The sequence below is a fragment of the Verrucomicrobiia bacterium genome, assembly GCA_019634635.1.
Lineage (GTDB): Bacteria > Verrucomicrobiota > Verrucomicrobiia > Limisphaerales > UBA9464 > UBA9464.
The window spans coordinates 41,063-66,478 of record JAHCBB010000002.1; the positions used below are offsets into that span (position 1 = coordinate 41,063).

Below are 25,416 nucleotides of genomic sequence, written 5' to 3' on the forward strand. Positions count from 1 at the left end.
CTGCCGGGACGCCGCCCCGATTCGGGGAAGGTCTGGAAGGCCGCAGGGGACGGTGGCATGGTCACCGGGTGAACCGGTCCTGGAGCCTTCGCGGCCTCGCCCTGCTCGGGCTGATCTCCGGCATATTTGCCGGGCATCGGTTGCGGGCGGTGGTCAGTGAGGATGCCCTCCCGACGGCCGCGGAGTGGATTTCGGCGGGGACCCAGCGCACCGGGGCCGTGGCGTACTTTCGGCGCGCCTTCACCGCGGAGCCGGGACTCGTCAAGGCGGTCCTGATCGCCGGCGCGGATCAGGCGGCGGCCATCTACTTGAATGGCTCGCCGGTCGGCACGGCATCCGGAATCACCCAGGCCGTCACCCTGGACGTGACCCGGCTCCTGCAGCCGGGGCCGAACCTGCTTGCGGTCGCGGTCACCAACTCCCAGACCGCCGGCCTTCCCGTGCTGCGCCTGATGCTCGAACTCGCGCGGTCCGATGGACGCCAGCAATGGGTGGTGACGGACGGTTCCTGGCAGGCGTCCACGGCGTCCACGCCGGAATGGTCGGCCCCCGGGAGCGCCGGCGCCGGCTGGAGGGCGGCCCATGCGCATGGGCCTGCCGGATTCGAGCGCTGGGGCAACCGCTTTGCGGCCACGGTCACCGCCGATGCCTACAACAGTTGGATGCTGGCCCGGGGCACCGATCAGGCGACCGCCCCGGCCTCGCTGTCCGTGCCGCCGGGATTCTCGGTCGCGCTTCTCCGCACGGCCCAGACGGGTGAGGATTCGTGGATCGCCCTGGCCTTTGATCCGCAGGGCCGTCTCACCGTGGCCCGGGAGCAGCAGGGCCTGCTGCGCTTCACCCTGGACGGCGACACGGTTCGCCGGGTCGAGGTCATCGAGAATTCGCTCAAGGAATGCCGCGGGCTGCTCTACGCCCATGACGCGCTGTATGTGAATGCCAACAACAGCAAGGGATTTTACCGGTTGCGGGATACCAACGGGGACGGGCAGTTCGACGAGCAGCGCTTGTTGCTGACGACCGAGGGGGGAATTGGCCACGGGCGCAACCAGCTCCGGCTGGGACCCGACGGACTGATTTACCTGGTCCATGGCGACGATGTCGCGTTGGCGAAGACCCTGTCGGCGGATTCGCCGGTGCAGCAGGCGGCGAACGACACCCTTCTGCCGGCGCTGGATCCCAAACAACCGCAGAAGTTGTCGCGCTTCGTGCAGGTGGGCCATGTGCTCCAGACCGACAAGGACGGCTCGTTCTTCCGCCTGTTCGCGACCGGACTGCGCAATCCGGTGGCGGTTGCCTTCAACGAGGACGGCGAGCTGTTCACCTATGAGGCGGACATGGAACGGGACATCGGAGCCCCATGGTACCGGCCGACGCGCATCCTGCATGTCGTGCCCGGGGGGGACTATGGGTGGCGGCGCGGCACGGCGAACATCCCGACCTGGGCGCCGGATACCCTGCCCGGCACCTTGGACATCGGGGTGGGGTCGCCGACGGGAGTCGCGTTTGGCACCGGGAGCCGGTTTCCCGAGCCGTATCAGAGTGCCCTGTTTGTTGGCGACTGGGCCTACGGACGCATCCTGGCGGTGTTCCTCAAGGCGGCTGGTGCCACCTACGAGGGGCGGTGGGAGGAGTTCCTGGGTGGACGCCCGCTGAACGTGACCGACCTGACCTTCGGGCCCGATGGCGCCCTTTACTTCGTCACGGGAGGACGCGGCACGCGCTCCGGACTTTACCGCGTTGCCTGGACGGGTCCGCTGCCTGCAGGGGGACCACCGGCAGGGGCGGCGGATGGCGCTGCAGTGGAAGCGCGGCGCGTGCGCCGGGAACTCGAATCGTGGACGCCCGGGCCGGGTCCGGACCTGGCGACAATCTGGAACCGCCTGGGCGATCCGGATCCATGGATTCGGAATGCGGCCCGTCGCGCGCTGGAGCGGCGTCCGTTCGACGAATGGTCGCAGCGAGCGCTGACCGAGACCAATGCCACGGTGGCGGTGCAGGCGCTCATTGCGGTGACCCGGCTCGCGGATCGCGCGGCGCAGGCGCTGATCCTGGCGCGACTCGAGCGTCTGCCGCTGGCGACGATGTCGCGCGAGGACCGGTTGGCGGCGTACCGGGTGTACGCTGCCACGCTGGCGCGGCACGGATGGCCGGGCGATGAGGCTGCGACGGCCGCGGCGCGCCATCTGGCACCCCAGTATCCGGCGGGGGACCGCGAATCGGACCAGGATCTCAGCCGTCTGCTTTCCCATTTGCGGGCCCGCGAGACTCTGGAGCGAACCCTGCCCCTGCTGACGTCGGCCGGGGACTCCGACGACCGCCTGCATTATTTGATGTGGTTGTGGGGGTTTCGTGATGGCTGGAACCTCGACCGCCGCCGTGCCTACTTCGGCGCCCTTCGGGCTGCGGAACAGGAGCACGGCGCCCGGGATTACTACAACACCCTGGCCTTCCTGAGGCGCACCCTCACGAACTCGCTCAGTTCGGCGGAGCGATTGGCGCTTGGAGAACTTGTGACCGCCGCGCGGCGCCCACCCGCCACCCTGGTCGCCGCCGCTCCGGTGGTGCAGGCATGGCAGCTTGAAGACTTCGATTTCAACGCGGTGCGCAGGCCCTCGTCGGCGGCGGAGGGACGGAAGGCGTTCGAGTTGGCGGGCTGCATCCAGTGCCATCAAATGAACGGGGAGGGCGGGGTCACCGGGCCCGACCTCACCTCGGTCGCGTCACGGTTTGGCCCACGGGACCTTTTGGATCACATCCTCAATCCGGCCAAGGCCGTGGACGAGAAATACCGGCAGGTGATCGTGACCCTGGAGGACGGCTCCACGGTGACCGGGATTGTGGATCAGGACGGCGATCCGCTGGTCCTTCTGCCTCCGGAGGCGGGGGCGGCCCCGGTCGAGTTGGCGCGTGCCCGGATCCGGGACCGGAAGGACGATCCCGGGTCGCCCATGCCGTCCGGCCTGCTCGACACCCTGACACGCGACCAGGTCCTCGATCTCATTGCCTACCTGTCCGGGGCGAAATGACCGGCGACGTTTTTCACAGTCGAGGAGTTTCCTGATGCAGCACCTGCTGATCACCGGCGGCGCCGGATTCATCGGCAGCCATCTGGCATCCGCAGCCTGCCACGCCGGCTGCAGGGTGCGGGTCCTGGATGACCTGTCCTCCGGCCGCGCCGCCAACCTGTCGGGCCTCCCTGTGGAGGTGTGCGAGGGCAGTGTTCTCAATCCCGAACGGGTCCGCCGCGCGATGGACGGCGTGACCGTCGTGGTTCACCTCGCCGCTTTCGTCAGTGTCGCCGCCTCGATGGAATCTCCGGAGGCCTGCGTCGGCACCAACGTGCTGGGCACCCTCCACGTGCTCCACGCAGCGGCATCGGCCGGTGTGGGGCGCCTCGTCTTTGCCAGTTCGGCCGCGGTGTATGGGGACCACCCGGCGCCGCGGAAGCAGGAAAGCCTGCCCCCGGACCCGAGGAGTCCGTACGCCCTGACCAAGCTCGATGGCGAATTCTACTGCGGTCTGTATCACGGACGGAACGGGCTCCGTACGGTGGTGGCGCGATTCTTCAACGTGTATGGACCAAGACAGGATCCGGCGAGTCCGTACGCCGCGGCGGTGCCCACCTTCATCAACCGGGCACTGGCGGGTGAGGATCTGGTCATATACGGGGACGGCGCGCAAACCCGCGACCTGATCGCCGCACCCGACATTGCGGCGGGCCTGAGGCACCTGGTGGACCATCCCGGCCTGGAGGGTGTGTACAACCTCGGGCATGGACGCGGCATCTCCATCATGGAACTGGCGGAGACCATCGTCCGCAAGACCGGCAGCCGTTCACGAATCCGTCATGAGGCGGCGCGTCCCGGGGAGGTGCGCCACTCGATCGCCGACGTGGACCGCATCCGGGCCACGGGTTGGTCCCCGGAGGTGGAACTCCATGAGGGTCTGGAATCCACGATTGGCTGGCTTCGCTCGGAACGCCGTGGGGTCTGAATTCCGCGGGCCACCGGCGCCCCGCGATGGACTAACGGGCAGTGTCCGGGACCGGGTGTCGCCGCAGTCCGTGTTCCAGCCAGAGTGTCCAGACCCTCCAGAGGGCCTCCCAGACAATCTCCCGCGAGATCTTCGAGGTCCCTTGGAACCGGTCGGTGAAAACGATGGGCACCTCGGCGATCCGCATCCCGCGGCGCCAGACGCGGTGGGTCAGTTCAATCTGAAAACTGTAGCCGTTGGAACGGACCGTTTCCGGCGCGATCACTTCCAGCGTGCGACGTCGGAAACACTTGAAGCCACCCGTCGGGTCGGTGACCTGCATGCCGGTGATGACCCGGACGTACTGCGCCGCCAGCAGGCTCAGGAGGAGCCGGTTCAGCGGCCAGTTGATCACGCGGATGCCGTCGCGATATCGCGAGCCCAGAACGAGGTCCGCATGCTCCCGGACGGCCGCATCGAGAAATCGGGGGACATCCGCGGGGTCATGGGAGCAGTCGGCGTCCATCTCGAAGACGAACTCGTACCCCCGGGCCAGTGCCCACGCGAAGCCGGCAAGATAGGCTCGTCCGAGGCCGTCCTTTTCGCCCCGGTGCAGCACGTGTACCTGGGGGTGATCTGCCGCAAGTTTGTCAGCGACCGACCCGGTGCCGTCGGGGGAGTTGTCGTCCACCACGAGAAGGTCCAGGGGCACGGGTTGCGCGAGGAGCCGGCGGACGAGTTGGGGCAAATTCTCCCGTTCGTTGTACGTGGGGACGACGATGAGGGTGTCTGCCGCCATGCCTCGGGAAACCGTGGCGGGGCGCCCGGCCGGGAACAAGGGCTTTCGGAAGGGGCGCTGCGGGCCTTTTGAGGCGGACCAGGCCCAAAACAATGTCCCGAATGCCGGCACCTGAATTCTGGTTTTCGGCCCCGCTCAATCGGCCCCGAAATGGGTCAGACCTCTCGCAGGCCCGGGAGGGTCAACCGTGCGGATGGCGGCCCAATTCCGTTCTCGGGCGACCCGTTCAACGGCGGGTGTCCGATTCAGGCATTCGGCCGGAACCGCTCGGCGTTCCGCGCACGGCTGACGGCGGTGTCGTAGCTGATGAGGCAGCGCGTGTAGAGGTCGTGGAGGCAGTTGTCCATGAGCACCATGCCCTCCCGTGCGCTGGTCTGCATGATGTTCTGAAGCTGGTGCAGCTGGTTCTCGCGGACGATGGTCCGGATGGCGTTGTTGGCCAGGAGCAGTTCGTAGGCGAGGATGCGGCGGGTGCGGTCCATGCCGGGCAGCAGTTCCTGCGCGATGATGCCCTGCAGCGAGCTGGAAAGCTGAAGAATGACCTGCTGCTGCATGTTTCCCTCGAAGGCGCCGACAATGCGCTCAAGCGCGTGACCTGCGCTTGGAGCGTGCAGCGTGCCGATCACGAGATGGCCGGTTTCCGCCGCGGTGAGTGCCGTGGCGATGGACTCGTGGTCCCGCATCTCACCGACGCAGATGACGTCAGGATCCTGCCGCAGGGCGTGGATCAGCGCGCGGTTGAACGAACGCACGTCGGTGAGTACTTCCTGTTGCACCACGATCGCCCGGTTGCTGCTGTGCACGAATTCGATGGGATCCTCGATGGTGAGGATCTTGCACCGCCGCTCGCGGTTGATCAGGTCAATGATGTAGTTGAGCGTGGTGGTCTTTCCGGCGCCGGTCGGACCGGTGACCAGGATCAGGCCGTTCGGCTTGCGGGCCAGTTCGTCAATGCGGGCTGGCAACATCAGTTCCTCGCGCGTTGGGATGCGTTCGCCGCAAAACCGGCAGCTCAGTTCGGTGGCGCCGTTGCGCTGGTAGAAGCTGACGCGGATCCGGCCCGCCACCGGATGCCGCACGGAGATGCACAGCTCCCAATCCCGTTCCTGCCTGCGCCGCTGCAGCTCGTTCATCATTGAGAACGCCATCGCGGTGCACTCCTCGCCCGTGAGGGCGTCGGCGTTGGCGAGGATGATCTCGCCGTTGACCCGAAAGGCCGGAGGCACATCCCCGATCACGTGAAGGTCCGATGCCCCCGACTCGTGTGCCTCGATCAGCAACCGGTCGAGATACGGGTGCATCGCGGCGCGGCCCGAGTCCGGCAGCACCCCCGGAGCAAGAGCGTTCACCACCAGGCCGTAACGATCGGCGGGCGGCAGCGAATCATCGGAAGACATGGAGGAAACCGTTGGAATCAGCCCCGGAACAATTCCCGCCACCGGCCGGCGAGCCTGCTGAAGGCGCCGCGGTTCTGCAGGGCCGCCAACTGGCTGCTGGCGGTACGGCAGTTCGGATCCAGATCGAGCGCCTGCCGGAAGGACCGTTGCGCGCTGCCGGTCAAGCCCAGGGCGATCTGGCAGTCACCGCAGAGCAGCCACACAACGACGTTGCCGGGTTCCAGGGCCACCGCCTGCAGCGCGAGCTTCAACGCTGCCGCAAACTGGCGGTAGTACCGGCGGATGCGGGCCGCAAGCCACGCAATCAACCACTGGCCGCCAGCCAGCGAAATCGCCCGCTCGAAACAGTAGTCTGCGCGCTTTTCGCGCCGGGCCAGGAGCACGTCGCCGCGCGCCAGCCACACGTACGGCGTGTCGCCTTGTTCCTCAAGGCTGGCGTCGGAGAAGGCGATCGCCGTGTCGAGGTCGCCCAGTCGGCCGAGCGCGACGCCCTTCGCCGCGAGCAGTTCGGGCGCGGTGGGAAAGCGCTCCAGGGCCTTGTCGGCCCAGAGCTTTGCCTCCCGGAATTCGCCCAGCTCGATCAGGGCCCGCACCTGGCCGGTCCAGGCGGAGACGTTGTCGGGATTGTGCTCGAGCACCCGGGCATACAGCCGGAGTGCGGTATCAAACTCCGCTGTGGCGAAGGCGGCGTCCGCCGCCTCGAACCAGTGGGCTTCGCCGCGCCCGACCTGCAGCTCGGACCGGCCGGACTCCTCGTGGGCATCGAACTCGAGATTGCCAAAACGGCTCATGGTTGGACCTGCCGGTGAAAGAACCAGCGTTGGTACGGCCGGCCAATGAAATTTGCCCGCGTGACCTTCGCCGAATCGAGGTAGATCTGTTCCGCGATTCCGGACTGGCCGATGGCGCGCACGTCGAACTGCGGCCAGACGAACACCGCGTCGGCCCAAACTGTGAGCGCGGCACCCACGGGCATCCACGGTTGCAGGGGACCCCGCCGCAGTCCGACCCGCACCCCATCGGGGAGGAATTCGACGCGTTCCCCGGCCAGGGCAATCACCGGCCCGAGTCCGAGGCCGTCGCGAAACACGAACTCGCCGGAGCGCCAACCCGTCAGGCGATAGGCGATGACCGAGCCGGGCTTCAACAAATCCCAGCCGGCACGCGGCTTCACGATCACCAGCCGGCCCTGCACCCACAGCGGGCGGGCAAACTGATTCTGAAACGCTGTGAGCCCTGGCAGGTACACAATCCACAACGCCAGGAACCACAGCGCCAGCGGCAGGCCGATCCGCCACGTCAGCGTCAGCGCCGGCACGTCGGGATTGCCTGCGCGCTCCCGCAGCATCACGTAGCCCAGGCCGCTGGTGTGCGCCGAGGCCATCGCACCCAGTGCGAATCCGGTCATCCACGCGCGCCCGAGGAAGATCAGCACCACCAGCGCGGACGCCAGCCAGACGCCGAAGTGGATGCCGGCCAGGCGCCGGCGCCCCAGCGCGGCGTAGCCGTAGCCCGGCAGCAGCACGGCGAGCAGGAACTGCAATACCGTAAGTCCCCCCGCATTTGTTGCGAGCGGCAGCCGATCATAAAGCCGGCACAATTGAATGCCCGCCCAACCCAGTGGACCGGCGAACCCCTGCGGAAGCCAACGGTCCCGGGCGCGCGGTGGATAGTAGCTGGAGGGGTCGAGGCCCATGTCCGGCAGCTTAATGGTGCTGCCCGGTGCGCAGCCGCACATCTTCGTCAGGCTCGAAATAGCTGTCGGTGGGCCGGATCGCGCCGACCTCCCCGATCAGCTGCTCAAAGAGCTTCACCGCGTCCAGGCAGCCCTTGCCCTTGAAGCCGCTGATGTGGACCTCAACTTCGCCCCCCGGGCGGATCGTGATTTCGTATTCGCGGATGTTCATGGGACCATTGGGTTCGTGGTTCTGTTTCTGGCGGCTGGAATCCAACGGGCGATGGCCACCACGGGATCCACCCATCCCTGGCGGAGGGCATTTGATCGGAGGCGGCCTTTCAATTCTGCCAGTGCCGGACGGTCAACCGGACCGCATCCCCGGCTTCGACGTTTTCATCTACGATGTTCATGCCGCGAAGGGCCAGCTCGTCGCGGAGTTTCTGCAGCACGAATTGCTGCACCATCCGGCCGCCCAACGCTTCGCCGATCGTGCGCAGTTCCTCGTCGGTGTGTCCCGGGCCGGCAACACAGATCGAGGCGCGCCCGCGGGCGTCGCGTCCAAACGTTGCGATCACCCCGTCGCGAATGACGCGCAGACGCTGGTCGCGACCCAGCGAGCTGGTGATCACCTCGCTGCCGGGGACTTCGATCTCAACGCGGCCGGTGTCGGGGACCGCGTCCGGAATCGCGTGGCGGGCCTCGTCCATGAGCGTGAAACCCATGGAGGTTGCAGCGGCGAGCGCGGCGGCGCTGATGGCCGGCCAGGCGGCGATGACGATGGGGGTGAGGATGACGGTGGCGCTCATTTGCGGCTGAGATGACGGGACTGGGGCTTTGACCGGTCTGCGGTCAATTCGTCACGGCTGAGCCTTGGCAGCCTGGGAATCCACAGATCCCCGCAGGTTGAAGATTCCGCCGCGGACGGTGGCCGGTCTGGAACGACGCCGGTCCATGTTGCGGCAGGCAGAAGCCCATCCCGCCTGCCACGCCCACGACGGGGCGTGCCGCACGCGATCGCGCGGACCCGCGGTCAGGGACGCACTCGGCGCGACGTTGAGCGGTTGAGGTCAGCGGATTCCGCGGGTGCTGCCTACAGCTCGACCTTGCGGCGCGGTTCATCCTCCTGCGGCGCGCGGGGCACGCTGGCATTGCGGGCACGGCCCTCCGCCCAGATGCGCAAGCGGCTGATCTGCTCGTCCATCGTGCGGGCCAGCGGCACCGTCTGCCGCAGCGCGGCCAGGACGTGGCGGGTGGCGAGTGGTTCCTTTTCGGAGAAGGCCTCGTAGAGCGCGCTGTTGATCGCTTCCTCAACCTCCGCACCGCTGAAGTCATGCGCCGCCGCGTTGAGCGCGGGCAGGTCAAAGTCGTCGGGGTTGCGTCCACGCTTGACCAGATGCACGCGGAGGATTTCGGCGCGTTCGGGCCCGGCTGGCAGGTCCACGAAGAAGATTTCGTCGAGCCGGCCCTTGCGGAGCAATTCGGGTGGAAGGTGCGAAATGTCGTTGGCCGTCGCCACGACAAAGACGGGCGCTGTCTTCTCACTGAGCCACGTGAGGAACGTTCCGAAGACGCGCGCGGTCGTGCCACCGTCGGTGGAACCGCTGCCCGACGAGCCGGCGAACGCCTTGTCAATCTCGTCCACCCAGAGGATGGCCGGTGCGACCGACTCGGCGACCGCGATGGCGCGGCGGATGTTCTCCTCCGACGAACCGACAAGACTGCCGAACATCCGCCCCATGTCGAAGCGCAGCAGGGGCAGCTGCCACAGGCTCGCGACGGCCTTCGCGCACAGGCTTTTGCCGCAGCCCTGCACGCCGAGCAGGAGCACGCCCCTGGGCGCAGGCAGGCCGAATTCGCGCGCTCCCGTGGTGAAGGCGGCAGACCGCTTGTCCAGCCAGTCCTTGAGGATTGCAAGCCCACCGACCTGGGCGAAGGTCTCCTGCGCCGGATAGTACTCGAGCAGGCCGCTCTTGCGGATGATCTGCTGCTTCTCCGCGAACACGGCGTTCACGTCCCCGCCGGTGAGCCGGCCGTCCTGCACGATGATCTTGGCGAAGACGTTCTCCGCCTCCGACAACGTGAGGCCGAGCGCGGCCTGGACCAACCGTTCACGGCCAACATCGTCGAGCGCGATCTCGACCTGCTTGAGCGCGCGCAGGTCGGCGATGATCTTGTCCAGCAGCGCGGACAGGTCGTCCCTGGTGGGCAGCGGATAATCGAGGACGGTGATTTCCTTCTCGAGTTCGACGGGGATCTCAAGCGTCGGTGAGATGAGGATGATCGTCTTGAAGCTGTTCTTCAGGTGCAGCGCCACATCCCGCAGCTTGCGGATGGGCGCGGCGTTGGCGGACTTGTTGCACTTGGCGAGGAATGGATGGAAATCCTTGAAGATAAAGATCGCCGGCTCGACCTGCTCGATGACCTGGTCCAGGGCTGTGATCGGATCCTTGGTGGCGGCATTGCGGGATTTCTGGCTCTGCAGGCTGGTGCCTGCCGGTACGAGCCCGGTCGAGAACGACCATTCAAACGCCTTTTTGTTGCGGCGCGCGGCGATGCCCATGATCAGCGGTACAACGCGGCCTTCCTCGCTGGTATTGAGGTAGATGACCGGATAGCGGGCACGGATCAGGACCTCGAGGTTGGTGGCAAAGGACATTCGGGAAGCATGGAAGGGTTCAGTGCCTGGTTTCCAGCGGGGTCATCGCGGCCGGGCCAGGGATTGGCGGGGGGGCGTGGAGTCCGGCCGCTGCGGCACGCGCGGCGAGCGGGGCATCCTGCGGGTTGAGCCCAGCCAGCACAGCGGCGAGCGCCGGCGTGAGGTTGTTCGCCAGCACGCGGCCATCGGGGAGGAGGAGGAATTCGGATTCCGTCATGGCACGAGGTTGAGACGCATCGCCCGGGCCAGGTCAACGGCGCGCCGATGCTCGGCGACCGGAGGGGGGCGGCGCAGCTCCGGATGCCGTGCGGCAAACCAGGCCGGCCAGAAGCCGTCGCGCAGGCTCACCTTCACCCCGGGAAGTTCGGCGGCGAGCCATTCGGCCACGGGACGCCAGCAGCAGTCCACGTGCCCGGGCATGATCAGGTGGCGGACGATGAGGTCGGCATGGAGGTGCGCCCAGCGGACATTCTCGCGAACCACGGCGGTGTAGTCGCGGACCCTCGCGAGTCGTTGGGCGCAGCGGTCACTGCCGAACTTGTAGTCGGCGACCCAGACGTCGAACACGCCATCGAGCAGAGCACGGGCCTCGGCGGTTGCGTGGGCATTGGTCTTCCACACGAGCGTGACGTCCTCGGGAAGCAGGGACACGAACTCCAGGGCCGTGGGCAGGTGAATCGTCGGTTCGCCCCCGAGCAGCATGACGCTGCGGGCACCGGCGGCGAGCGCCGCGCGGGCGAGGGCGGCGAGTTCCTCAAGGTGGGAACCGGCGTGCGGAATCTCATTCCCGGGTCCGGGGAAGCCCGCGGAAGCCTCCTCACGCCGTCGGCCACCCACGGGAATCCCGGCGCGCGGATCCCAGCTCTGACGGCCGGAGATGCAGAAGTCGCAACGCAGGTCGCAGCCGCTGAACGTGACGGCGAAGACGGGGATGAGCGCCAGTTCATCGGCCACCTCGGTCTGCGCGAGAAAGACGCGCGCCTCGTTGCCGGCGTGGCAGGGACCGGTCCCGCCGGCGAGCCGGTTTGCACCACAACGGTGCGCGCAGAGGTGACAGTGCGCGAGGGCAGCATGGGCTTGTCGGGCGCGCTGGGCGGCCAGCGCCTGGCGCGAAATGACCGACGAACGGCGGCGCCCGGGGGAGGGCACGGCCGTTGGCGGGGATGGTGCAACGGACGCGGAAAACGCGATCATGGGGAATGACGTCCTCCGACGGTTCCGGCTCCGTGCCGGGCATTTTTCATTCGTTCAGCGGCGTTTCAGAAGCCGCTTCCACCACGATGGTGCGGCGGGTGCGGGCCGGCCCGCCAGCGAGGCTTCGAGCCGGGTGGCGAGCGCGGCGGGCGGCGGCGTCTGTTGCCGGTCGTAGCGCAGCAGTTCTTCGGGCGCCTCGAAGGTGACGGTGAACTGCCGGTTTGCGGCGGACGCCTGCTGGGCGGCGAGTTCAGCCCCAGTTTCGTTGCGCAAGCGCGAGCTCGGGTTCATGGATCAGGCGGATTGGGCGAAGGCGACGGTGAAGGCCTTGCGGGCGCGGTGCAGCTTGCCGCGAACAGCGTCCGTGGTCTGATCGGTGAGTTCGCCAACCTGCGCATAACTGAGTTCATCGTCGGCCACCAGGAGCAGCAGCAGCCGGTATTCCCCGGGGAGGGCGTCCAGGGCACGCTGGATGCGTTCGCCGAGCTCCCTGGTTTCAAGCACCCGCAGCGGATTCCCGGCCGGACTGGCGACCCGTTCGAAGATGGAGTCGTCAGGCGCCGTGCGGATGTTCCGGGCGGCCCAAGTCTGGCGCAGGTTGCAACAGTGATTGATCGCGATGCGATAGAGCCATGTGCGAATCTCTGCCCTGCCCTGGAATTCGCCCATCTTGCGGAAGGCTTTGATGAAGATGTCGTGGGCCGCATCCTCGGCCTGCGTCGGATCACCGAGCAGCCGCAGGGCGAGATAGTAGACCGGGCGGGAATGGGCTTCGTAGAGGTCTGCAAATCCTGCCGGCAGGGTCGCAGGGGGCGGCGACGACGCGGCCGTGGACGCGGAAACGTCCGCCCCCGTCAGCGTGTCAGGAACGGGTTCCGACATCGTCGTCACGCGCATTGGACCGGGCAGGCGGCGCGATGTCACGCGCGGGTGACTTCAGGAAGCGGTCCAGACACCGGTTGGGGCGTTGTCGGCCTGGCCTCGTCCGGCGAGGTGGACGCGCGGCGGATGTGGTTTTTGGCGGACGGAGGTGGCGGCGGCCATCGTCAAAAATACAGGGCTGCCCATTGGCTTTGCTTCAGCACCCTCTCCTACGTTCGCAGCAGGGGATTCTCCCACTGCAATCCCGGAAACCGCGCAAAGTCCGCGTCGTTGGTGAACAAGGTCGCGCGGTGCTCGATTGCGTGGGCCGCCAGGATGGCGTCGGACAGAACCGGCCCTGCCGCCATGGCCGCTGTCATCAACTCCATGACCCGGGTGAAGTGCGGCGGCCCGGGGGTCAGCACGCGCGCTTGCGGGAGATCCAGCCAGCTTTCCACCACCCGACGGGCATCGCTCAAGGCAACTTTTGCCGGTCCCAACCGTGGATTCGTTGCCACACGGATGAATCCAAACGCGACCTCGAGAGGGATTCCGATCAGTTCGTCGCCGTTCATCATCCGTTCCCACCAACCCCGGGCTGCACCGTGTTGCGCCATGTGGGGGTTATAGGCGTAGAGGAGCAGATTGAGATCGGGAAGAATCACGAGGAAAGCTCCTCCACCGTGTCCTCGTCCTCCCATTCGGTGGCGAGCCGGTTGAAGCTCTCTCGGGCGAGTTCTGCCGGAAAAGGTGCCGGAAAGAGCGGCAAAACTTGGACCTCACTCGAACGGCGCCCCAGAGCTCTCTTCACCGCCTGATTCAGCACCGACTTGAATGACTGGCCGGTTCGAGCTGCTTCTTCCCTTAATAAGGCCTCGGTATCGGCATCGATCGTAACCGTCGTTCTCACATGGCCACCGTATCACCACAATCTATGCTGTCAAGACAGCAATATTCCATCTCTGGGGTTCGGGCTGTGGGGGGAAAGCCGATGGGTTGGCGTCGCCCTGGGGAATTCCAGGTCACCTTTTTGATTCTCAGAACCACCCATGGGCGATGAGCATGACTCTCCAGTCCGCAGCGGTGACTTCCGACGAACAGCTTTGGCAGCAATCCCGGTCGGGCGATCGTGAGGCTTTCGGCCGGATCGTCGAACGGTACCAGTCGCTCGTCTGTTCGGTGGCCTACAGCGCCTGCGGCAACCTGTCGCGATCCGAGGATCTCGCGCAGGAGACGTTTGTGACTGCCTGGCGTCAGTTGGGGGCGCTGCGGGAACCCGCCCGGCTGGGTCCCTGGCTGTGCGGCATCGCCCGCAACCACGCGGCCAACGCCACACGTCGTGAGCATCGCCGGGGTGGCCCGACCGAATCCATTGACGCTGCCGCGGAAACGGAGGCACCCGATGCCGACCCCTCCGAGCAGGCGGCCTCTCAGGAGGAAGCCGCGATGCTGTGGCGCTCGCTCGCTGAGCTGCCAGCCACCTATCGCGAACCCCTGGTGCTGTTCTACCGCCAGGGACAGTCCGTGGCGGAGGTGGCCGGCCTGCTTGATCTTTCCGAGGAAGCGGTGAAGCAGCGGCTGTCACGCGGCAGGGTGATGCTGCGCGAGGAATTGACCACGCTGGTGGCGTCTGTTCTCACGCGCACCCGGCCGGGTCCCGCTTTCACCGCGGGCGTCCTCGCAGTCCTTCCGTTGGTTACGGCGACGACTGCGACCTCGACGCTGGCCGCGGGAGCCGTGGTCGGCGGCACCGGCAAGGCGGGTGCCGCTGGCATGGGCCTGCTGGCCGCACCCGGGTACGGCGCATGGCTGGGCCCGATCCTCGGACTGGGTATTGGCTGGATGTGTGCCCGCCTGGCCGCTTCGACTGCGCGATCACTCCGGGAGCGTGAAGTGATTCTCAGGTACGCCCGGCAGATGGTCATTTTCTGTTTCGTGATGAGCGTCGGCCTGGCCGGCGTCCTGAGTCAGGCGGGGAAACGGTATCCGGCCTCGCCTCTTTGGGTGTTCCTTGGGATTACGGCGTGGCTGGCGTTGCTGCTGGGGACGATCCTTTGGACGAGTTCCCGCGTGGACCGGGTCGTACACCGCATCCGTGAGGAAACGGGCACCGCCGACGATGCCTTTTGTGCATTGTTGGCAGCGAAGGGGGAGAAATTCCTCGGGTCCGTGCGCCGCGAATCGAGGGCCCGGTTCCTGGGGTTGCCTTTGTGGTGTCTGGCCATCCACTCCTTGGAGGCGGGCGGTCAACGTTCGCGGTCGGCGCGCGGTTGGGTCGCCGTGGGGGATCTGGCGATCAGTCCGTTGTTTGCCTTCGGCGGCGTGGCCATCGCGCCGATTGCGTTGGGCGGTGTGACGTTCGGGTTGCTGAGTCTGAGCCTGTGGGGGGTGGCCGTTGGCGTCCTGGCTTTCGGCAGCCTCTCCTTGGGATGGTCCGCGTTCGGGATCGCATCGGGCGGGTGGCGGGCCGCCTGGGGCGGCGGGGTGGCCCTGGCGCGGGACTACGCGGTGGGCGGATGGGCGTATGCGACAGAGGCCAACAGCGTCGCCGCCAAGCAGTGGTTCGCCGATCAATGGTTCTCGCCGTTCATGAAGTTCTTCGCCAGCCATGCCCAATGGCTGATCGTGGGGGTCGTGGTGGTTTCCCTGGTCGGGGTGTCGCGTCGCGTCGCGCAACGGCGCCGGATCTCCCGCTGAGAGTTGGACCGTCGCATTGGCCGTCTCATCGTGGTTTCGCCGGTGGATCCCGGCACGCGGGGCCGCGGTGGCCGGGCTTGATGCGGATCCGGCATGGGGGAAGGGTGGGCGTCGCGCATGTGGGCATCGCTTTCTCGTTGGGCAGGGTTCGTGAAGTTGAGCCATACCGTGTTTGCCCTTCCGTTTGCCCTCGCCTCGATGATGGTGGCGGCGCGGGAGACGCGCGGCTGGCCGGGGACCCGCGTGTTCCTGCTGGTGCTGGGCGCGATGGTGTCCGCACGCACGTGCGCCATGGCCTTCAACCGCATCGTGGACCGGCGGTTCGACGCCCTCAATCCGCGCACCGCCCGGCGTCATCTGCCGGCCGGCGAGGTCGGCCTTGCGGGCGCGGCGATGCTTTGCGCCGCGAGTGCCGCCGCCTTCGTGGCCTGTGCGTGGGGATTGAATCCGCTCTGCCTTGCCCTGTCTCCCGTCGCACTGTTCTTCATCCTGTTTTACTCGCTGACCAAGCGATTCACCGACTTCACACACGTCTGGCTTGGAGCCGCCCTCGCCATCGCCCCGGTCGGGGCGTGGCTGGCCGTCGAGGGCCGGATCGCCTGGGCACCCGCGGACGACGGCGTGACCGGACTCGCTGCCCTGCGTCAGGGGATGCTGGTACCGGGGGTGCTGGCGGGCGCGGTCGTGCTGTGGCTGGTGGGATTTGACATCATCTATGCCACGCAGGATTTCGAGTTCGACCGGGCTCATGGCCTCCACTCGCTGGTGGTCCGCTGGGGCCCCGCCAACGCTCTGGGCGTCGCGTTCCTTTCCCACCTGGGCATGTGGGGGTTGCTGGCACTTTTCGGGCTGCTTTGCGGGTTCCGCTTCGCCTACTGGATCGGGCTTGTCCTGATCCTCGCCCTGCTGCTGCTGGAGCACCTGCTGGCCCGCAGAAAGGATCCGGCGTCCGTGAATGCCGCGTTCTTCAAGCTGAACGCCTCCATCAGCCTGATCTTTGTGGTCGTTGTCGCGGTGGAGGTCCTGTTCCCGTGGTTCCGGTTGCGCTGGTACTGAACCGCCGGCGGTGTCCGACGCGGTGTCAGACGTTTTCCGGCGTCGGGTGCTGCCACGGCGCCCGGTAGGGACGGGCCAGCAGGCGGTTCGCCTCGTCATCGCCGACGACGCGGTGCGCGACGGGGTCCCAGACGATCTCGCGTCCGAGTTTCAGGGCCAGGTTTCCCAGGATGCAGGAAGCCGATGAGATGTGCCCCTCCTCGATGTCGGCCACTGGACGCCCCCGCGACTCGCGGCAATCCAGCAGGTTCCTCATGTGCCCGCGGATGGCCGGTGCACAGTGCTTCTCGAGGTCCTTCTCGGTTTTGTCCTCGGGATATTCCTCCAGTTCCATGCCGACTTCCTGATGCACCGGGGTCCCATCACCCAGCGGGATGTAGTCATAGCTGAACACGCTTGCCTTCAGGGTGCCCTTGTCGCCGTAGAACGTGGCGCTCCACGGGTATTTGGGATCCGGATCGGCGCCCCACGTGCGATGGGTCCAGACCACCTGGAGATCGCCATAATCGAAGGTGACCTCCTGCGTGTCGGTGATGTTGGCCCGGGCGGCCTTGTCCACGAGGATGCCCCCCGAGGAACTGATCCGCCTCGGCCATCCCAGGTTCATCATCCACCGCGTCATGTCGAGCATGTGGACGCACATGTCGCCGACGATGCCGTTGCCGTATTCCATGAACGCCCGCCAGCCCCGTGGATGGACGATGCGGTTGTAGGGGCGCATGGGTGCGGGCCCGGTCCAGAGTTCATAGTCGAGGGAATCCGGCGGGGTGGTGTCGGGGGCCTGGGCGAGGGTGTCACGGTTCCGCATGTGCCAGTAACAGCAGATGTTGACCCGGCCGATGCGACCGAGCTTGCCGGACTGGATGTACCGTTCCCGGGCCTCGATCAGGTGGGGAGTGCTGCGCCGCTGGGTTCCGATCTGAACCACCCGCCCATGCTTGCGGGCGGCGGCCAGCATGGCCTGGCTTTCGACAACGTCCACACCGGTCGGCTTCTGGCAATAGATGTCGGCTCCGGCACGGCAGGCCTCGATCATCGGCAGCGCATGCCAGTGGTCGGGCGTGCCGATCAGCACGATGTCGAGATCCTTCTCCGCCAGCATCTTGCGGTAGTCGCCATAGGTGCGGGGCGTCTGGCCCGACTTCTGGCGTCCGGCCACCAGTTCAGCCGCCTCGGCGAGCATGCGCCTGTCCACATCGCAGAGCGACACGACCTCCACCGGTGCCACCTGAATGAGTCGAAGGAGGTCGCACTTGCCGTACCAGCCGGTCCCAATGAGCCCCACCCGCAGGGCCGTCTCGGCGGCGAAGGTGGTGGGGATGTAGGTGGCGGCGGAAGCCAGGGCGAGGGCGGATGTCCCCCGGCGGAGGAAGGTGCGGCGGTTCATGAGGTAGGGCTAATCCGAGTCGCGTGCGGAAACAAGTCTTCACTGCCTGCCGGGGTCCCTCAAGTCCGAGAGTCTCCAGCCGGGCCGGGTGGGAACCTGCAGGCGCGCGCCCGGTTCCACCCGGCACGAACGGGTTCAATTCCCGGCGTCGAGCAGCGCTGACAGTCCCTCGACATCCACCCCCGGCGGTGCGATGTCCACCACCTTTCGGAGATCGTCCCGCGCACCGGCGACATCCCCCGCCTGGCTGCGCAACCGGGCGCGCAGCATGCGCTGACCGGCCTCGGACCACGGAGAATCGGCGATCCCCACGAGCAGGTCGGCGTACCGCAACGAGGCGGCGGCGCCTTCGTCTCGCTCGGTGAAGGACTGGAGGTTGGTGAGCAGGCGCACCACGATGGCCCGCTTGGTCGCCGCGGCCATGAGATCGCTGCGCACGGGGGCACCGGCATGCAGCGCCCCGAGCGCGTCGGCCTCGGTGTGGGCCAGTCGCCGTCCGCCCTCAAACACGTCAATCAAACAGGCTTCGCCCCCCGGCGGTGCGTGCCGCACCACGAAATGTCCGGGCAACGGCACCCCGGATATGTCCCGGATCCCCGCACGCTCGGCCAACGCCATGAAAACGATGCTCAGGGTGATGGGGAGCCCCTCCCGGTCCTCGATCACCTCGTTGAGATGGCTGTTGGCGCGGTTGTAGTAGTCGTGACGGCTGCCGTGAAATCCGTTGTCCTCAAACAGGAACCGTCGCAATTCGTCGAGCTGTTCCGCCGGGGACATCGAATCGCGGATTCGCTCCCGCAATTCCGCGCCCAAGGCGTCGAGTTGTCGTCGGGACTCCGCCACGTCCAGGTCCGGATTGTCCAGCCATGCCACCAGCAGGGCGGCCCGCGGGAGGTCTGCCCTGTCCTCACCCAGGTCCAGCTCCGCGACGAGTTCCTCAAGAACCCGCTCCTGGTGCAGGCGCCCGGCCAACGCTCGGAGACGGGACGCCTCCCCGTCCAGGAGTCGTGCGCGGTCCGAAAGAAATGCCCGTGCCGCGGCGAGGTTGGTGCGCAGGGCGGGAAGCAGTGTCTCCGGCACGGGTGCCGGCCGGGGTGCCGTCGCGTCCAGCGCCGATACCAGTGTGGGATCCAGCGCCGGTGGCCCCGCCAGGGTGGTTTCGCAGGCAAACCCCCGGAACTCGGCCACCGTATCCCGGAACTTCGCCAGGCCCACCACACGGCCTGCGAGCGCGTCGTCGGCCACCGAAAACACCTCCGTCCCGTTGACCTGGCACTTGATCCGGCCCTCCCCGAACCGCACCCGCAGCGTGTTCCAATCCCCGGGGCGGTAGGCCGGACTCGGCACCGTGCGAAGGATGCGCCAGGACCCAATGTCCGCCCCTTCAAAGGCCGTCAGCCGCAACTGTCCGCCAGTCGGATAGAAGCCGTAGTGGCGTCCATCGTCGGTGCCACCAAAAATCAGTCCGGCAGCCCCCGATTCATTCTCCAGGCGTACCGTGACCGTCAGCTCGTGGGCGCCTTCCGGGGCCGGTTCCAGATGGAGCAGGTAGGAGCGGCCGCCGAATCCGGTTCCCAGCCCTTCGACGCGGATGCGTCCGGATCGTTGGCGCCAGCGGGACCCGAGGTGGGGCTCCCATCGCGCGGGATCGAGGGCTCCGCTCCGGACCCACCGGTGCATTGGGATCGGATTCGGCCGATCCAGCAGAGGTTGGAGCAGGCTCACCGGGATGGCGAAGCCGAGGTTGCGGGTCACGAGGGATTTGGCGCTGACGACCCCCTGGACGCGCCCACTGCGGTCGAGCAGGGGTCCGCCCGAGTTTCCAGGCTCGATCGGCAGGGCGATCTGGAGCAGTTCCACCTCACCGAAGGTCCGGCGCCCGGACAATACGCCGGCCACCACGGAATGCTCGAGGCCCATGGGATTTCCCATCGCAACCAACTCGGCCCCGGGGGCCAGTCGGTCGCTGTCGCCGAGGGGGAGGGCGGTCAGATTCGTCGGCGCAACCCGCAGAATAGCGAGGTCCACATGGCGGTCAAACGCATGGATCCCGGTCACCTCCAGTTCGACGCCTGATGCCAGGCGGATGCTGATGGGACGCGCCTCACCGACCACGTGAAGGCAGGTGGCCACCAGACCCGAAGAATCCACCACAAATCCGGTTCCGATGCCGTTGCCCGAGCCGTCCCGTCCGCGCGCAGCCACCACCACCAGGCTGTCGCGGGCGCGGCGGGCGAGCTGCTCTGTGGACCAGAGGGGAGCGGGTTCCTCCCGGGGATCGGCGCGGGCCGCAGTTTCCGCGCCCAAACCGACGATTCCTGAAATGGCGATCGTCGCGATCCGCAGGGGGACACCTCGATGGGAAGGCAACCGGAAGAGCATTCCTGGCTGGTGGGACCCCGGGTGGGTGGTGTCCGGTTATTCGGCGCGTGCAGAGAGGCGCCGGGCCGGGACCGACAATTCGATCAGATCGAGCACAATGCGCTCGGCCTCGCGCAGGTGCGGGTCATTGCGGGTCCCCTTGGTCGGCTCGTCCTCGTTGTCATCATCCTCGGAGAGCCCGACGTGCGCGGTCGCCGTGAGTTCTCCGGCGGCCTCGGCCTCCGCGACCTGATCCTTGGACAGGTCCTCCACCACCTTGTTGACGGCAACGACCACCTGGTTGGTGACGGGAGCCGGCAGGCCGGGAAGGTCCACATTCTTCAGGGTGATCTCCCACTGGGTGGGCAGGATGTCCTGGCGCTCGGCCAGTTCCTTCTTTCGGGCCTCGAGGCGGGCCTTGTTTTCCGAGATTTCGCGGCGGCGTGCCGCTTCGTTCAGCGAGACGGCCTTTTCGGCTTTGGCCTTCTGGAATCGCTCGATGTCCTCGCGGACATAGGCGAAATCCGGGTCTGCGGACACGCGGGTCTCGGAACGTCGGGACAGCTCCGTGAGGATCGGCGATATGCGGCCAAGCCGGCGAAACGCTGCGGGGGAAATGGTGTCCCAGGGCAGCGCATTGGCCAGGGATGATTCCCCGACATCCATCTGGTTGACGACGCTGGGCAGCACGATGTCGGGGACGACCCCTTTGAGCTGGGTGCTGGCGCCGCTCGGACGGTAGAACTTGCGGATGGTCACCTTGGCCGCGCCCGGGTTCTCCACCGTCTTGTTGAGATACATCCCCAGTTCCTGGATGGTCTGGACGGTGCCTTTTCCGTGGGAGGATCCATCCCCCACGATCACCGCCCGGTCATAGTCCTGCAGGGCGCCGGTGAGAATTTCGCTGGCGCTGGCGCTGAAGCGGCTGGTGAGCACCACGAGGGGTCCGTCGTAGAGGGGAGTTTCCTGTTGGGACGAATCCACCTGCTTGCTGCCGTCCATGTTGCGCACCTGGACCACGGGGCCGGCCTTGATGAACAGTCCCGTCAGGTTGATGGCCTCTTCAAGGGAGCCGCCTCCGTTTCGTCGGAGGTCCAGCACGAGGCCTTCCGCCCCCTCGTCGAGCAGCTTGCGGATCAGTCGTGCGACGTCCCCGGTGGTGGTCTTCCCGGAGCCCCGGCGACCGGCCACGGGGAAATTGGCGTAGAAGGAGGGCAGATCAATCACCCCGACGCGGTTGGTGCGGCCCTCGAATGCAAGCTCCACCAGTTTCGCCTTCGCCTCCGAGTTCTCGAGTTTTACCTCGTCGCGCACCAGCGAGACGACCTTGCGGACCGACGGGTCGGCGCCCGCCGGGATGACCAGCAACCGGACCCGGGTGCCCTTGGGCCCCCGGATCTGCTCGACCACCTTGTTGAGTTTTTCACCGAGCACGTCCACAAACTCGTCCTCTCCCTGGGCCACGCCCACGATGCGGTCGTTGACCTTGATCTGCTTGCTCATCTCGGCGGGCGCTCCCGCGACCAGGGAGCGGATGACCGTGTATCCGTCCTCGCTGGTCAGCGTCGCGCCGATGCCGAACAGCGCCAGATTCATGCTGATGGAGAATTGGTCGAGTTCCCGTTTCCCGAAGTAATCGGTGTGGGGGTCATACGCGTGCCCGAGGGCGCTCAGCCAGAATTGCAGCACCTCGTCGGACTCGATTTGCTTCAGGTTCCGCAAGGATGACTGGTAACGACGGGTGAGCTTCTTGACGATTTCCTCGTGGGTGTCCGCGGCCAGCCGTTCCAGCAACCGCTCGCGAACCCTCTCAATCGGCGTCGGGGGTGCCACCTCGGGCGCCGCGGTGCCGGCGGCCAGGCGTGCAGCGGCCGCTGCCTCCTGTGCCGCTTCGTACTCGCGGCGGACCAGGTCGGTCAGGTCGGCGGACTTCTCGATGCTGAACCGGTTGGTGAGCTGCCGACCGAGGTCCTCCCAGGTCCCCGCGGCCGCATGCTGTTCCACCCAGGCGACCACATCGGCGTAATCCCCAAAGCTCAGCTTTTCGGAGAGGTACTCCGACCGCAGCCGCTCGCGCCAGAGGATCTGGGCCGATTCCAGGTCTGCCGGGCGGGGGGCCGATTTCCGGTCCACGACATAGGCGGCGTCGTCGGTAAACTCGAACCGGTTGGTCTGCAGCAATGCAGTGACGAGCTGGTACGACTGGTCGAACCGGCTGAGGAACCGGTTGAAGATGCGGTAGGCCGGCGAGGAGTCGCGGTGCCGCATGATCAAATCGTCGAGTTGAGCCCTCAGGGGCGCGAACTCCTCGACATCCGATTCGAGCAGGTACAGTCGCTGTGGGTCGAGGACCTCCAGGTAACGGTCGAAGAACCGGGTTGAGATCTCATCGTCGAATTTGTGCCGGGAATAATGGTTGCGCTCCAGAAGTTTGGCAAAGGTCTGGGCGATGTCGCCGTCGGCTGGCAGCGGGGCCAGTGTCAGGGAATTGGTGTAGCGCGACGAGATCAGCAGCGGCTCGGAGGGTGCGGCAAGGGTCGCGGTATCGGATTGCGCGCCCCGGAGCGTCAGCACCAGGGCAGCCATCATCCAAGGAAGCAGCCATCGGCGTCTCATGCGCCGCGAATATGGCCGGGAAGTGACACGACGCCAGCCGGGAAGTGGCCCAGGCGAAAATCATTGTCCGAACGCTCCTGGAGGCTCCGGATGCGGGAGGACCGATCCACCCGGGCGCACCTCGGAATTGCCGCGGGAACCTTCGCGCTGCATGGTCCTCGATGATGAAGGCTGTCTGGATCCTCGCGCTGCTGGCCGGTTGGGGATGCCTCGCTGCGGCTCGGGATGGCGACGGCGCCTCCGGCGTGATGCGGGCCTTCCTGGCGCAGCACTGCGGGGAATGCCACGACGCGGACACCCGGCACGGCGGACTGGATCTCTCCGCGCTGCCCTTCGACCCGGCATCGCCGGAGAATGCCGGCCACTGGGTGCGCCTGCTCGACCGTGTGACCCTTGGAGAAATGCCCCCGCTGAAGAAGCCGCGGCCGCCGGCCGCGGCCACCCTGGAGTTCTTCAGCACCGTCTCCAACGCGCTGGTCCGGGCGGAGCAGCCCCTGCTGGCGGCGGAGGGGCGTTCCGTCCGGCGCCGGATGAACCGTCTGGAATACGAGAACGCGCTCCGTGACCTCCTTCATGCGCCATGGCTGGCCGTGCGCGACGCCCTGCCCGAGGACGGCACCGCGCACCGCTTCAACAAGGTGGGCGAGGCCCTCGATGTGTCCCACGTCCAGATGTCCCGTTACCTGGCGGTGGCCGAGGCGGCACTTCGGGAGGTCGCGGCGTGGCGACCGGACCGCCGCAAGATCCGCTACTACGCCAGGGATCAGGCGAATTATACCAACCTGATCAAGTTCACGGTCCTCAACACCTACGCCGAGCGCGCCGCCTTCCCGGTGCTGGGCTTCGAGGGGCAACCCGGGGTGCGCTCCGGTGTCGAGCCGGTCACCGTTGGCACCAACGACCCGGTGCGCCGCGAACTGGAGGGCATGGGCGTCGTGGCGGGCAGTTACGAGCCGGTGGAGCCGAAGTTCAATCAATTCCGGGCGCCGGTCTCGGGTCAGTACCGCCTGCGCTTCTTTGGGCACACGGCCTGGGTCGCCGCCGCCCGGAGCAACCGCTGGTACGTCCCCGATCTTGACGTCGTGTCGCCGGGACGCCGCTCGGAGCCCATCACGGTGTATTCCCATGCGCAGCCGCGGCAGTTGCGCCGTCTGGGTGCCTTCGACCTGACGCCGGAACCGGAGGCCCATGAGCTCACCGCCTGGATCCTCGCTGGCGAGACGGTTCGCGTGGATCCCGCGCGGCTGTTCCGTTCCCGCCCCGGCAAGGGGCGCTTTCGCAACCCGCTGGCCACGCCGGAGGGGCAGCCTGGCGTGGTCCTCCGCTGGCTGGAGGTGGAGGGCCCGCTGGATGATGGACGCCCCACGGCGGGATTTCGGGTGCTGTTTGACGACCTGGCGGCGAAGCCACCGCCGCGGGGGAAGTCCGGGGTCGAGGTTGTTTCCCAGGATCCGGCGAGGGATGCCGCCCGCCTGATGCGGCGGTTTGTCGCGGCGGCCTACCGGCGAACCGACGTCGCGGAGGAGTCCCGTCGCTTCCTCGCCGTCGCCGAGGGAGCCCGGTCCCGCGGCAGCAGCTTCGCGGACGCCATGATCGCGGGCTACACGGCGGTCTTGTGTTCCCCGGAGTTCGTGATGGTGGACGCGCCGTCGGGTGGGCTTGACGGCATGGCGCTGGCGACCCGGCTGTCCCTGCTTCTGTGGAACTCCACGCCTGACGAAACCCTGCGATCGGCGGCGGCCTCGGGCCGGCTTGGGACGTCCGGCACATTGCGCGCGGAGACGGAACGTCTGCTTCAGGATCCGCGGTCGAGGCGGTTTATTGAGGCGTTCCTCGACTACTGGCTGGACCTCCGTCTGATGGATGCCAACGCCCCCGATGCCACGCTGTATCCCGACTACTACCTGGACGACCTGCTCAGCGAATCCGCCCTCGAGGAGACCCGGGCCTATCTGGGCGAGTTGATCCGGGATAATCTGCCGGCGCGGGCGTTGGTGGCATCGGACTTTGTGATGGTCAACGAGCGCCTGGCGGCCCACTACGGGATGCCCCCGTTCGAGGGCGTCGCCGTGCGGCGGGTGCCGGTGCCGTCGGGAAATCCCCGCGGCGGACTCCTCACCCAGGCGAGCGTGCTTGCGGTGACGGCCAATGGCACCACCACCTCGCCGGTCCTCAGGGGCGCTTGGGTCCTGGAGCGCCTGCTGGGCCGGCCACTGCCGCCACCACCGCCCGGTGTCGGCGCGGTGGAGCCGGACACCCGGGGCGCGGTGACGATCCGGGAGCAGCTCGACCTGCACCGCAACCAGCCCGCATGCGCCGCCTGCCACGACCTCATGGACCCGCCAGGCTTCGCCCTGGAGAACTTTGACGTGATGGGGGGCTGGCGGGACCGGTATCGGGCACAGGGTTCGGGCACTCCGGAACCCGGGATTGGCAAGGGTGGGCATCCGTTTGAATTTCATCTGGGGCCGCACGTGGACGCTTCCGGACAACTCCGGGACGGACGCAAATTCCAGGACGTGGTCGAGTTGAAGCGTTTGCTGCTTTCGGACGAGCGCGCCCTGGCCCGCAACCTGGTGGGTCAGTTGTCGGTGTACGCCACTGGAGCCCCGGTTCGCTTCAGCGACCGTGCCGCCATCGAGGCGGTGCTCGACCGTTGCCGCGACTCGGACTACGGTGTGAGGGACTTGATCCTGGAACTCGTGCAAAGCCCGCTGTTTCGGGGCAAGTGAACCCGGC

General features: G+C 67.1%; 21 protein-coding genes. 5 read left to right on the forward strand and 16 right to left on the reverse strand.

Going from position 1 to position 25,416, the window contains the following annotated elements; all coding sequences use genetic code 11:
- The first annotated feature begins 68 nt into the window (after positions 1-68).
- Positions 69-3,029 carry a c-type cytochrome gene (locus KF791_01530; protein MBX3731255.1) on the forward strand — a complete coding sequence of 987 codons (2,961 nt, stop codon included), beginning with the start codon at positions 69-71 and terminating at the stop codon, positions 3,027-3,029.
- 34 nt (positions 3,030-3,063) lie between these two features.
- Positions 3,064-3,996, forward strand: coding sequence for an NAD-dependent epimerase/dehydratase family protein (locus KF791_01535; GenBank protein MBX3731256.1), 933 nt, complete (start codon positions 3,064-3,066; stop codon positions 3,994-3,996).
- A gap of 31 nt (positions 3,997-4,027) precedes the next feature.
- Here KF791_01535 and KF791_01540 read toward each other — a convergent pair whose 3' ends face one another.
- From KF791_01540 to KF791_01600, 13 genes are all read right to left on the reverse strand, one after another.
- Positions 4,028-4,774 carry a polyprenol monophosphomannose synthase gene (locus KF791_01540; GenBank protein MBX3731257.1) on the reverse strand — a complete coding sequence of 249 codons (747 nt, stop codon included), beginning with the start codon at positions 4,772-4,774 and terminating at the stop codon, positions 4,028-4,030.
- A 245-nt stretch (positions 4,775-5,019) separates the two neighbouring features.
- Complete coding sequence (locus KF791_01545; GenBank protein ID MBX3731258.1) at positions 5,020-6,075, reverse strand: PilT/PilU family type 4a pilus ATPase; 1,056 nt, start codon at positions 6,073-6,075, stop codon at positions 5,020-5,022.
- A 113-nt stretch (positions 6,076-6,188) separates the two neighbouring features.
- The gene (locus tag KF791_01550; GenBank protein ID MBX3731259.1) at positions 6,189-6,962 is read right to left on the reverse strand and encodes a tetratricopeptide repeat protein; all 774 of its coding nucleotides are present in this window, start codon (positions 6,960-6,962) and stop codon (positions 6,189-6,191) included.
- Positions 6,959-7,867, reverse strand: a complete 909-nt coding sequence (locus tag KF791_01555) for a hypothetical protein (GenBank protein MBX3731260.1) — start codon at positions 7,865-7,867, stop codon at positions 6,959-6,961. Before KF791_01555 ends, KF791_01550 begins: the two co-directional genes overlap by 4 nt.
- Before the next feature lie 10 nt (positions 7,868-7,877).
- Positions 7,878-8,078, reverse strand: coding sequence for a DUF2997 domain-containing protein (locus KF791_01560; GenBank protein MBX3731261.1), 201 nt, complete (start codon positions 8,076-8,078; stop codon positions 7,878-7,880).
- 109 nt (positions 8,079-8,187) lie between these two features.
- Complete coding sequence (locus KF791_01565) at positions 8,188-8,655, reverse strand: hypothetical protein (GenBank protein MBX3731262.1); 468 nt, start codon at positions 8,653-8,655, stop codon at positions 8,188-8,190.
- Positions 8,656-8,939: 284 nt separating this feature from the next.
- Positions 8,940-10,505: an AAA family ATPase gene (locus KF791_01570; GenBank protein MBX3731263.1), complete on the reverse strand. Its 1,566-nt coding sequence runs from the start codon at positions 10,503-10,505 to the stop codon at positions 8,940-8,942.
- A gap of 19 nt (positions 10,506-10,524) precedes the next feature.
- Positions 10,525-10,722, reverse strand: coding sequence for a hypothetical protein (locus KF791_01575; GenBank protein ID MBX3731264.1), 198 nt, complete (start codon positions 10,720-10,722; stop codon positions 10,525-10,527).
- Positions 10,719-11,699: a radical SAM protein gene (locus KF791_01580; protein ID MBX3731265.1), complete on the reverse strand. Its 981-nt coding sequence runs from the start codon at positions 11,697-11,699 to the stop codon at positions 10,719-10,721. The genes KF791_01575 and KF791_01580 overlap by 4 nt, the downstream gene beginning before the upstream one ends.
- Positions 11,700-11,753: 54 nt before the next feature.
- Positions 11,754-11,990: a hypothetical protein gene (locus tag KF791_01585; protein ID MBX3731266.1), complete on the reverse strand. Its 237-nt coding sequence runs from the start codon at positions 11,988-11,990 to the stop codon at positions 11,754-11,756.
- A 3-nt stretch (positions 11,991-11,993) separates the two neighbouring features.
- On the reverse strand, positions 11,994-12,581 hold the full coding sequence (locus KF791_01590) for an RNA polymerase sigma factor (protein MBX3731267.1): 588 nt from the start codon (positions 12,579-12,581) through the stop codon (positions 11,994-11,996).
- A 209-nt stretch (positions 12,582-12,790) separates the two neighbouring features.
- Positions 12,791-13,225 (reverse strand): PIN domain-containing protein, encoded by a 435-nt coding sequence (locus KF791_01595; protein MBX3731268.1) that lies wholly within the window; start codon positions 13,223-13,225, stop codon positions 12,791-12,793.
- Entirely contained in the window at positions 13,222-13,470 is a 249-nt protein-coding gene (locus KF791_01600; protein ID MBX3731269.1) for a ribbon-helix-helix protein, CopG family, read from the reverse strand. The genes KF791_01595 and KF791_01600 overlap by 4 nt, the downstream gene beginning before the upstream one ends.
- 146 nt (positions 13,471-13,616) lie before the next feature.
- Here KF791_01600 and KF791_01605 point away from each other — a divergent pair, with 146 nt between their 5' ends.
- Complete coding sequence (locus KF791_01605) at positions 13,617-15,257, forward strand: RNA polymerase sigma factor (protein ID MBX3731270.1); 1,641 nt, start codon at positions 13,617-13,619, stop codon at positions 15,255-15,257.
- A gap of 117 nt (positions 15,258-15,374) precedes the next feature.
- Positions 15,375-16,313 carry a putative 4-hydroxybenzoate polyprenyltransferase gene (gene ubiA, locus KF791_01610; protein ID MBX3731271.1) on the forward strand — a complete coding sequence of 313 codons (939 nt, stop codon included), beginning with the start codon at positions 15,375-15,377 and terminating at the stop codon, positions 16,311-16,313.
- 25 nt (positions 16,314-16,338) lie between these two features.
- Here the strand turns inward: ubiA and KF791_01615 are convergent, their stop codons facing one another.
- The 3 genes from KF791_01615 to KF791_01625 form a co-directional block, all read right to left on the reverse strand.
- Positions 16,339-17,700 carry a Gfo/Idh/MocA family oxidoreductase gene (locus KF791_01615; GenBank protein MBX3731272.1) on the reverse strand — a complete coding sequence of 454 codons (1,362 nt, stop codon included), beginning with the start codon at positions 17,698-17,700 and terminating at the stop codon, positions 16,339-16,341.
- Between the two features lie 135 nt (positions 17,701-17,835).
- A complete protein-coding gene (locus KF791_01620; protein MBX3731273.1) occupies positions 17,836-20,082 on the reverse strand; it encodes a trypsin-like peptidase domain-containing protein in 2,247 nt (748 codons plus the stop codon).
- 36 nt (positions 20,083-20,118) lie between these two features.
- Complete coding sequence (locus KF791_01625; GenBank protein ID MBX3731274.1) at positions 20,119-22,677, reverse strand: carboxy terminal-processing peptidase; 2,559 nt, start codon at positions 22,675-22,677, stop codon at positions 20,119-20,121.
- A 164-nt stretch (positions 22,678-22,841) separates the two neighbouring features.
- Here KF791_01625 and KF791_01630 point away from each other — a divergent pair, with 164 nt between their 5' ends.
- Complete coding sequence (locus tag KF791_01630; protein ID MBX3731275.1) at positions 22,842-25,409, forward strand: DUF1592 domain-containing protein; 2,568 nt, start codon at positions 22,842-22,844, stop codon at positions 25,407-25,409.
- Positions 25,410-25,416: the final 7 nt, after the last annotated feature.

Excerpts from the sequence above, each read along its gene's own strand:
- KF791_01585 (MBX3731266.1), bottom strand. The coding sequence starts at position 11,990 with ATGAACCCGAGCTCGCGCTTGCGCAACGAAACTGGGGCTGAACTCGCC.
- KF791_01560 (MBX3731261.1), bottom strand. The coding sequence starts at position 8,078 with ATGAACATCCGCGAATACGAAATCACGATCCGCCCGGGGGGCGAAGTT.
- ubiA (MBX3731271.1), top strand. The coding sequence starts at position 15,375 with ATGTGGGCATCGCTTTCTCGTTGGGCAGGGTTCGTGAAGTTGAGCCAT.
- KF791_01590 (MBX3731267.1), bottom strand. The coding sequence starts at position 12,581 with ATGTCGGAACCCGTTCCTGACACGCTGACGGGGGCGGACGTTTCCGCG.
- KF791_01565 (MBX3731262.1), bottom strand. The coding sequence starts at position 8,655 with ATGAGCGCCACCGTCATCCTCACCCCCATCGTCATCGCCGCCTGGCCG.
- KF791_01570 (MBX3731263.1), bottom strand. The coding sequence starts at position 10,505 with ATGTCCTTTGCCACCAACCTCGAGGTCCTGATCCGTGCCCGCTATCCG.
- KF791_01550 (MBX3731259.1), bottom strand. The coding sequence starts at position 6,962 with ATGAGCCGTTTTGGCAATCTCGAGTTCGATGCCCACGAGGAGTCCGGC.
- KF791_01535 (MBX3731256.1), top strand. The coding sequence starts at position 3,064 with ATGCAGCACCTGCTGATCACCGGCGGCGCCGGATTCATCGGCAGCCAT.
- KF791_01575 (MBX3731264.1), bottom strand. The coding sequence starts at position 10,722 with ATGACGGAATCCGAATTCCTCCTCCTCCCCGATGGCCGCGTGCTGGCG.
- KF791_01540 (MBX3731257.1), bottom strand. The coding sequence starts at position 4,774 with ATGGCGGCAGACACCCTCATCGTCGTCCCCACGTACAACGAACGGGAG.
- KF791_01620 (MBX3731273.1), bottom strand. The coding sequence starts at position 20,082 with ATGCTCTTCCGGTTGCCTTCCCATCGAGGTGTCCCCCTGCGGATCGCG.
- KF791_01625 (MBX3731274.1), bottom strand. The coding sequence starts at position 22,677 with ATGAGACGCCGATGGCTGCTTCCTTGGATGATGGCTGCCCTGGTGCTG.
- KF791_01545 (MBX3731258.1), bottom strand. The coding sequence starts at position 6,075 with ATGCACCCGTATCTCGACCGGTTGCTGATCGAGGCACACGAGTCGGGG.
- KF791_01555 (MBX3731260.1), bottom strand. The coding sequence starts at position 7,867 with ATGGGCCTCGACCCCTCCAGCTACTATCCACCGCGCGCCCGGGACCGT.
- KF791_01615 (MBX3731272.1), bottom strand. The coding sequence starts at position 17,700 with ATGAACCGCCGCACCTTCCTCCGCCGGGGGACATCCGCCCTCGCCCTG.
- KF791_01580 (MBX3731265.1), bottom strand. The coding sequence starts at position 11,699 with ATGATCGCGTTTTCCGCGTCCGTTGCACCATCCCCGCCAACGGCCGTG.
- KF791_01605 (MBX3731270.1), top strand. The coding sequence starts at position 13,617 with ATGAGCATGACTCTCCAGTCCGCAGCGGTGACTTCCGACGAACAGCTT.
- KF791_01630 (MBX3731275.1), top strand. The coding sequence starts at position 22,842 with ATGAAGGCTGTCTGGATCCTCGCGCTGCTGGCCGGTTGGGGATGCCTC.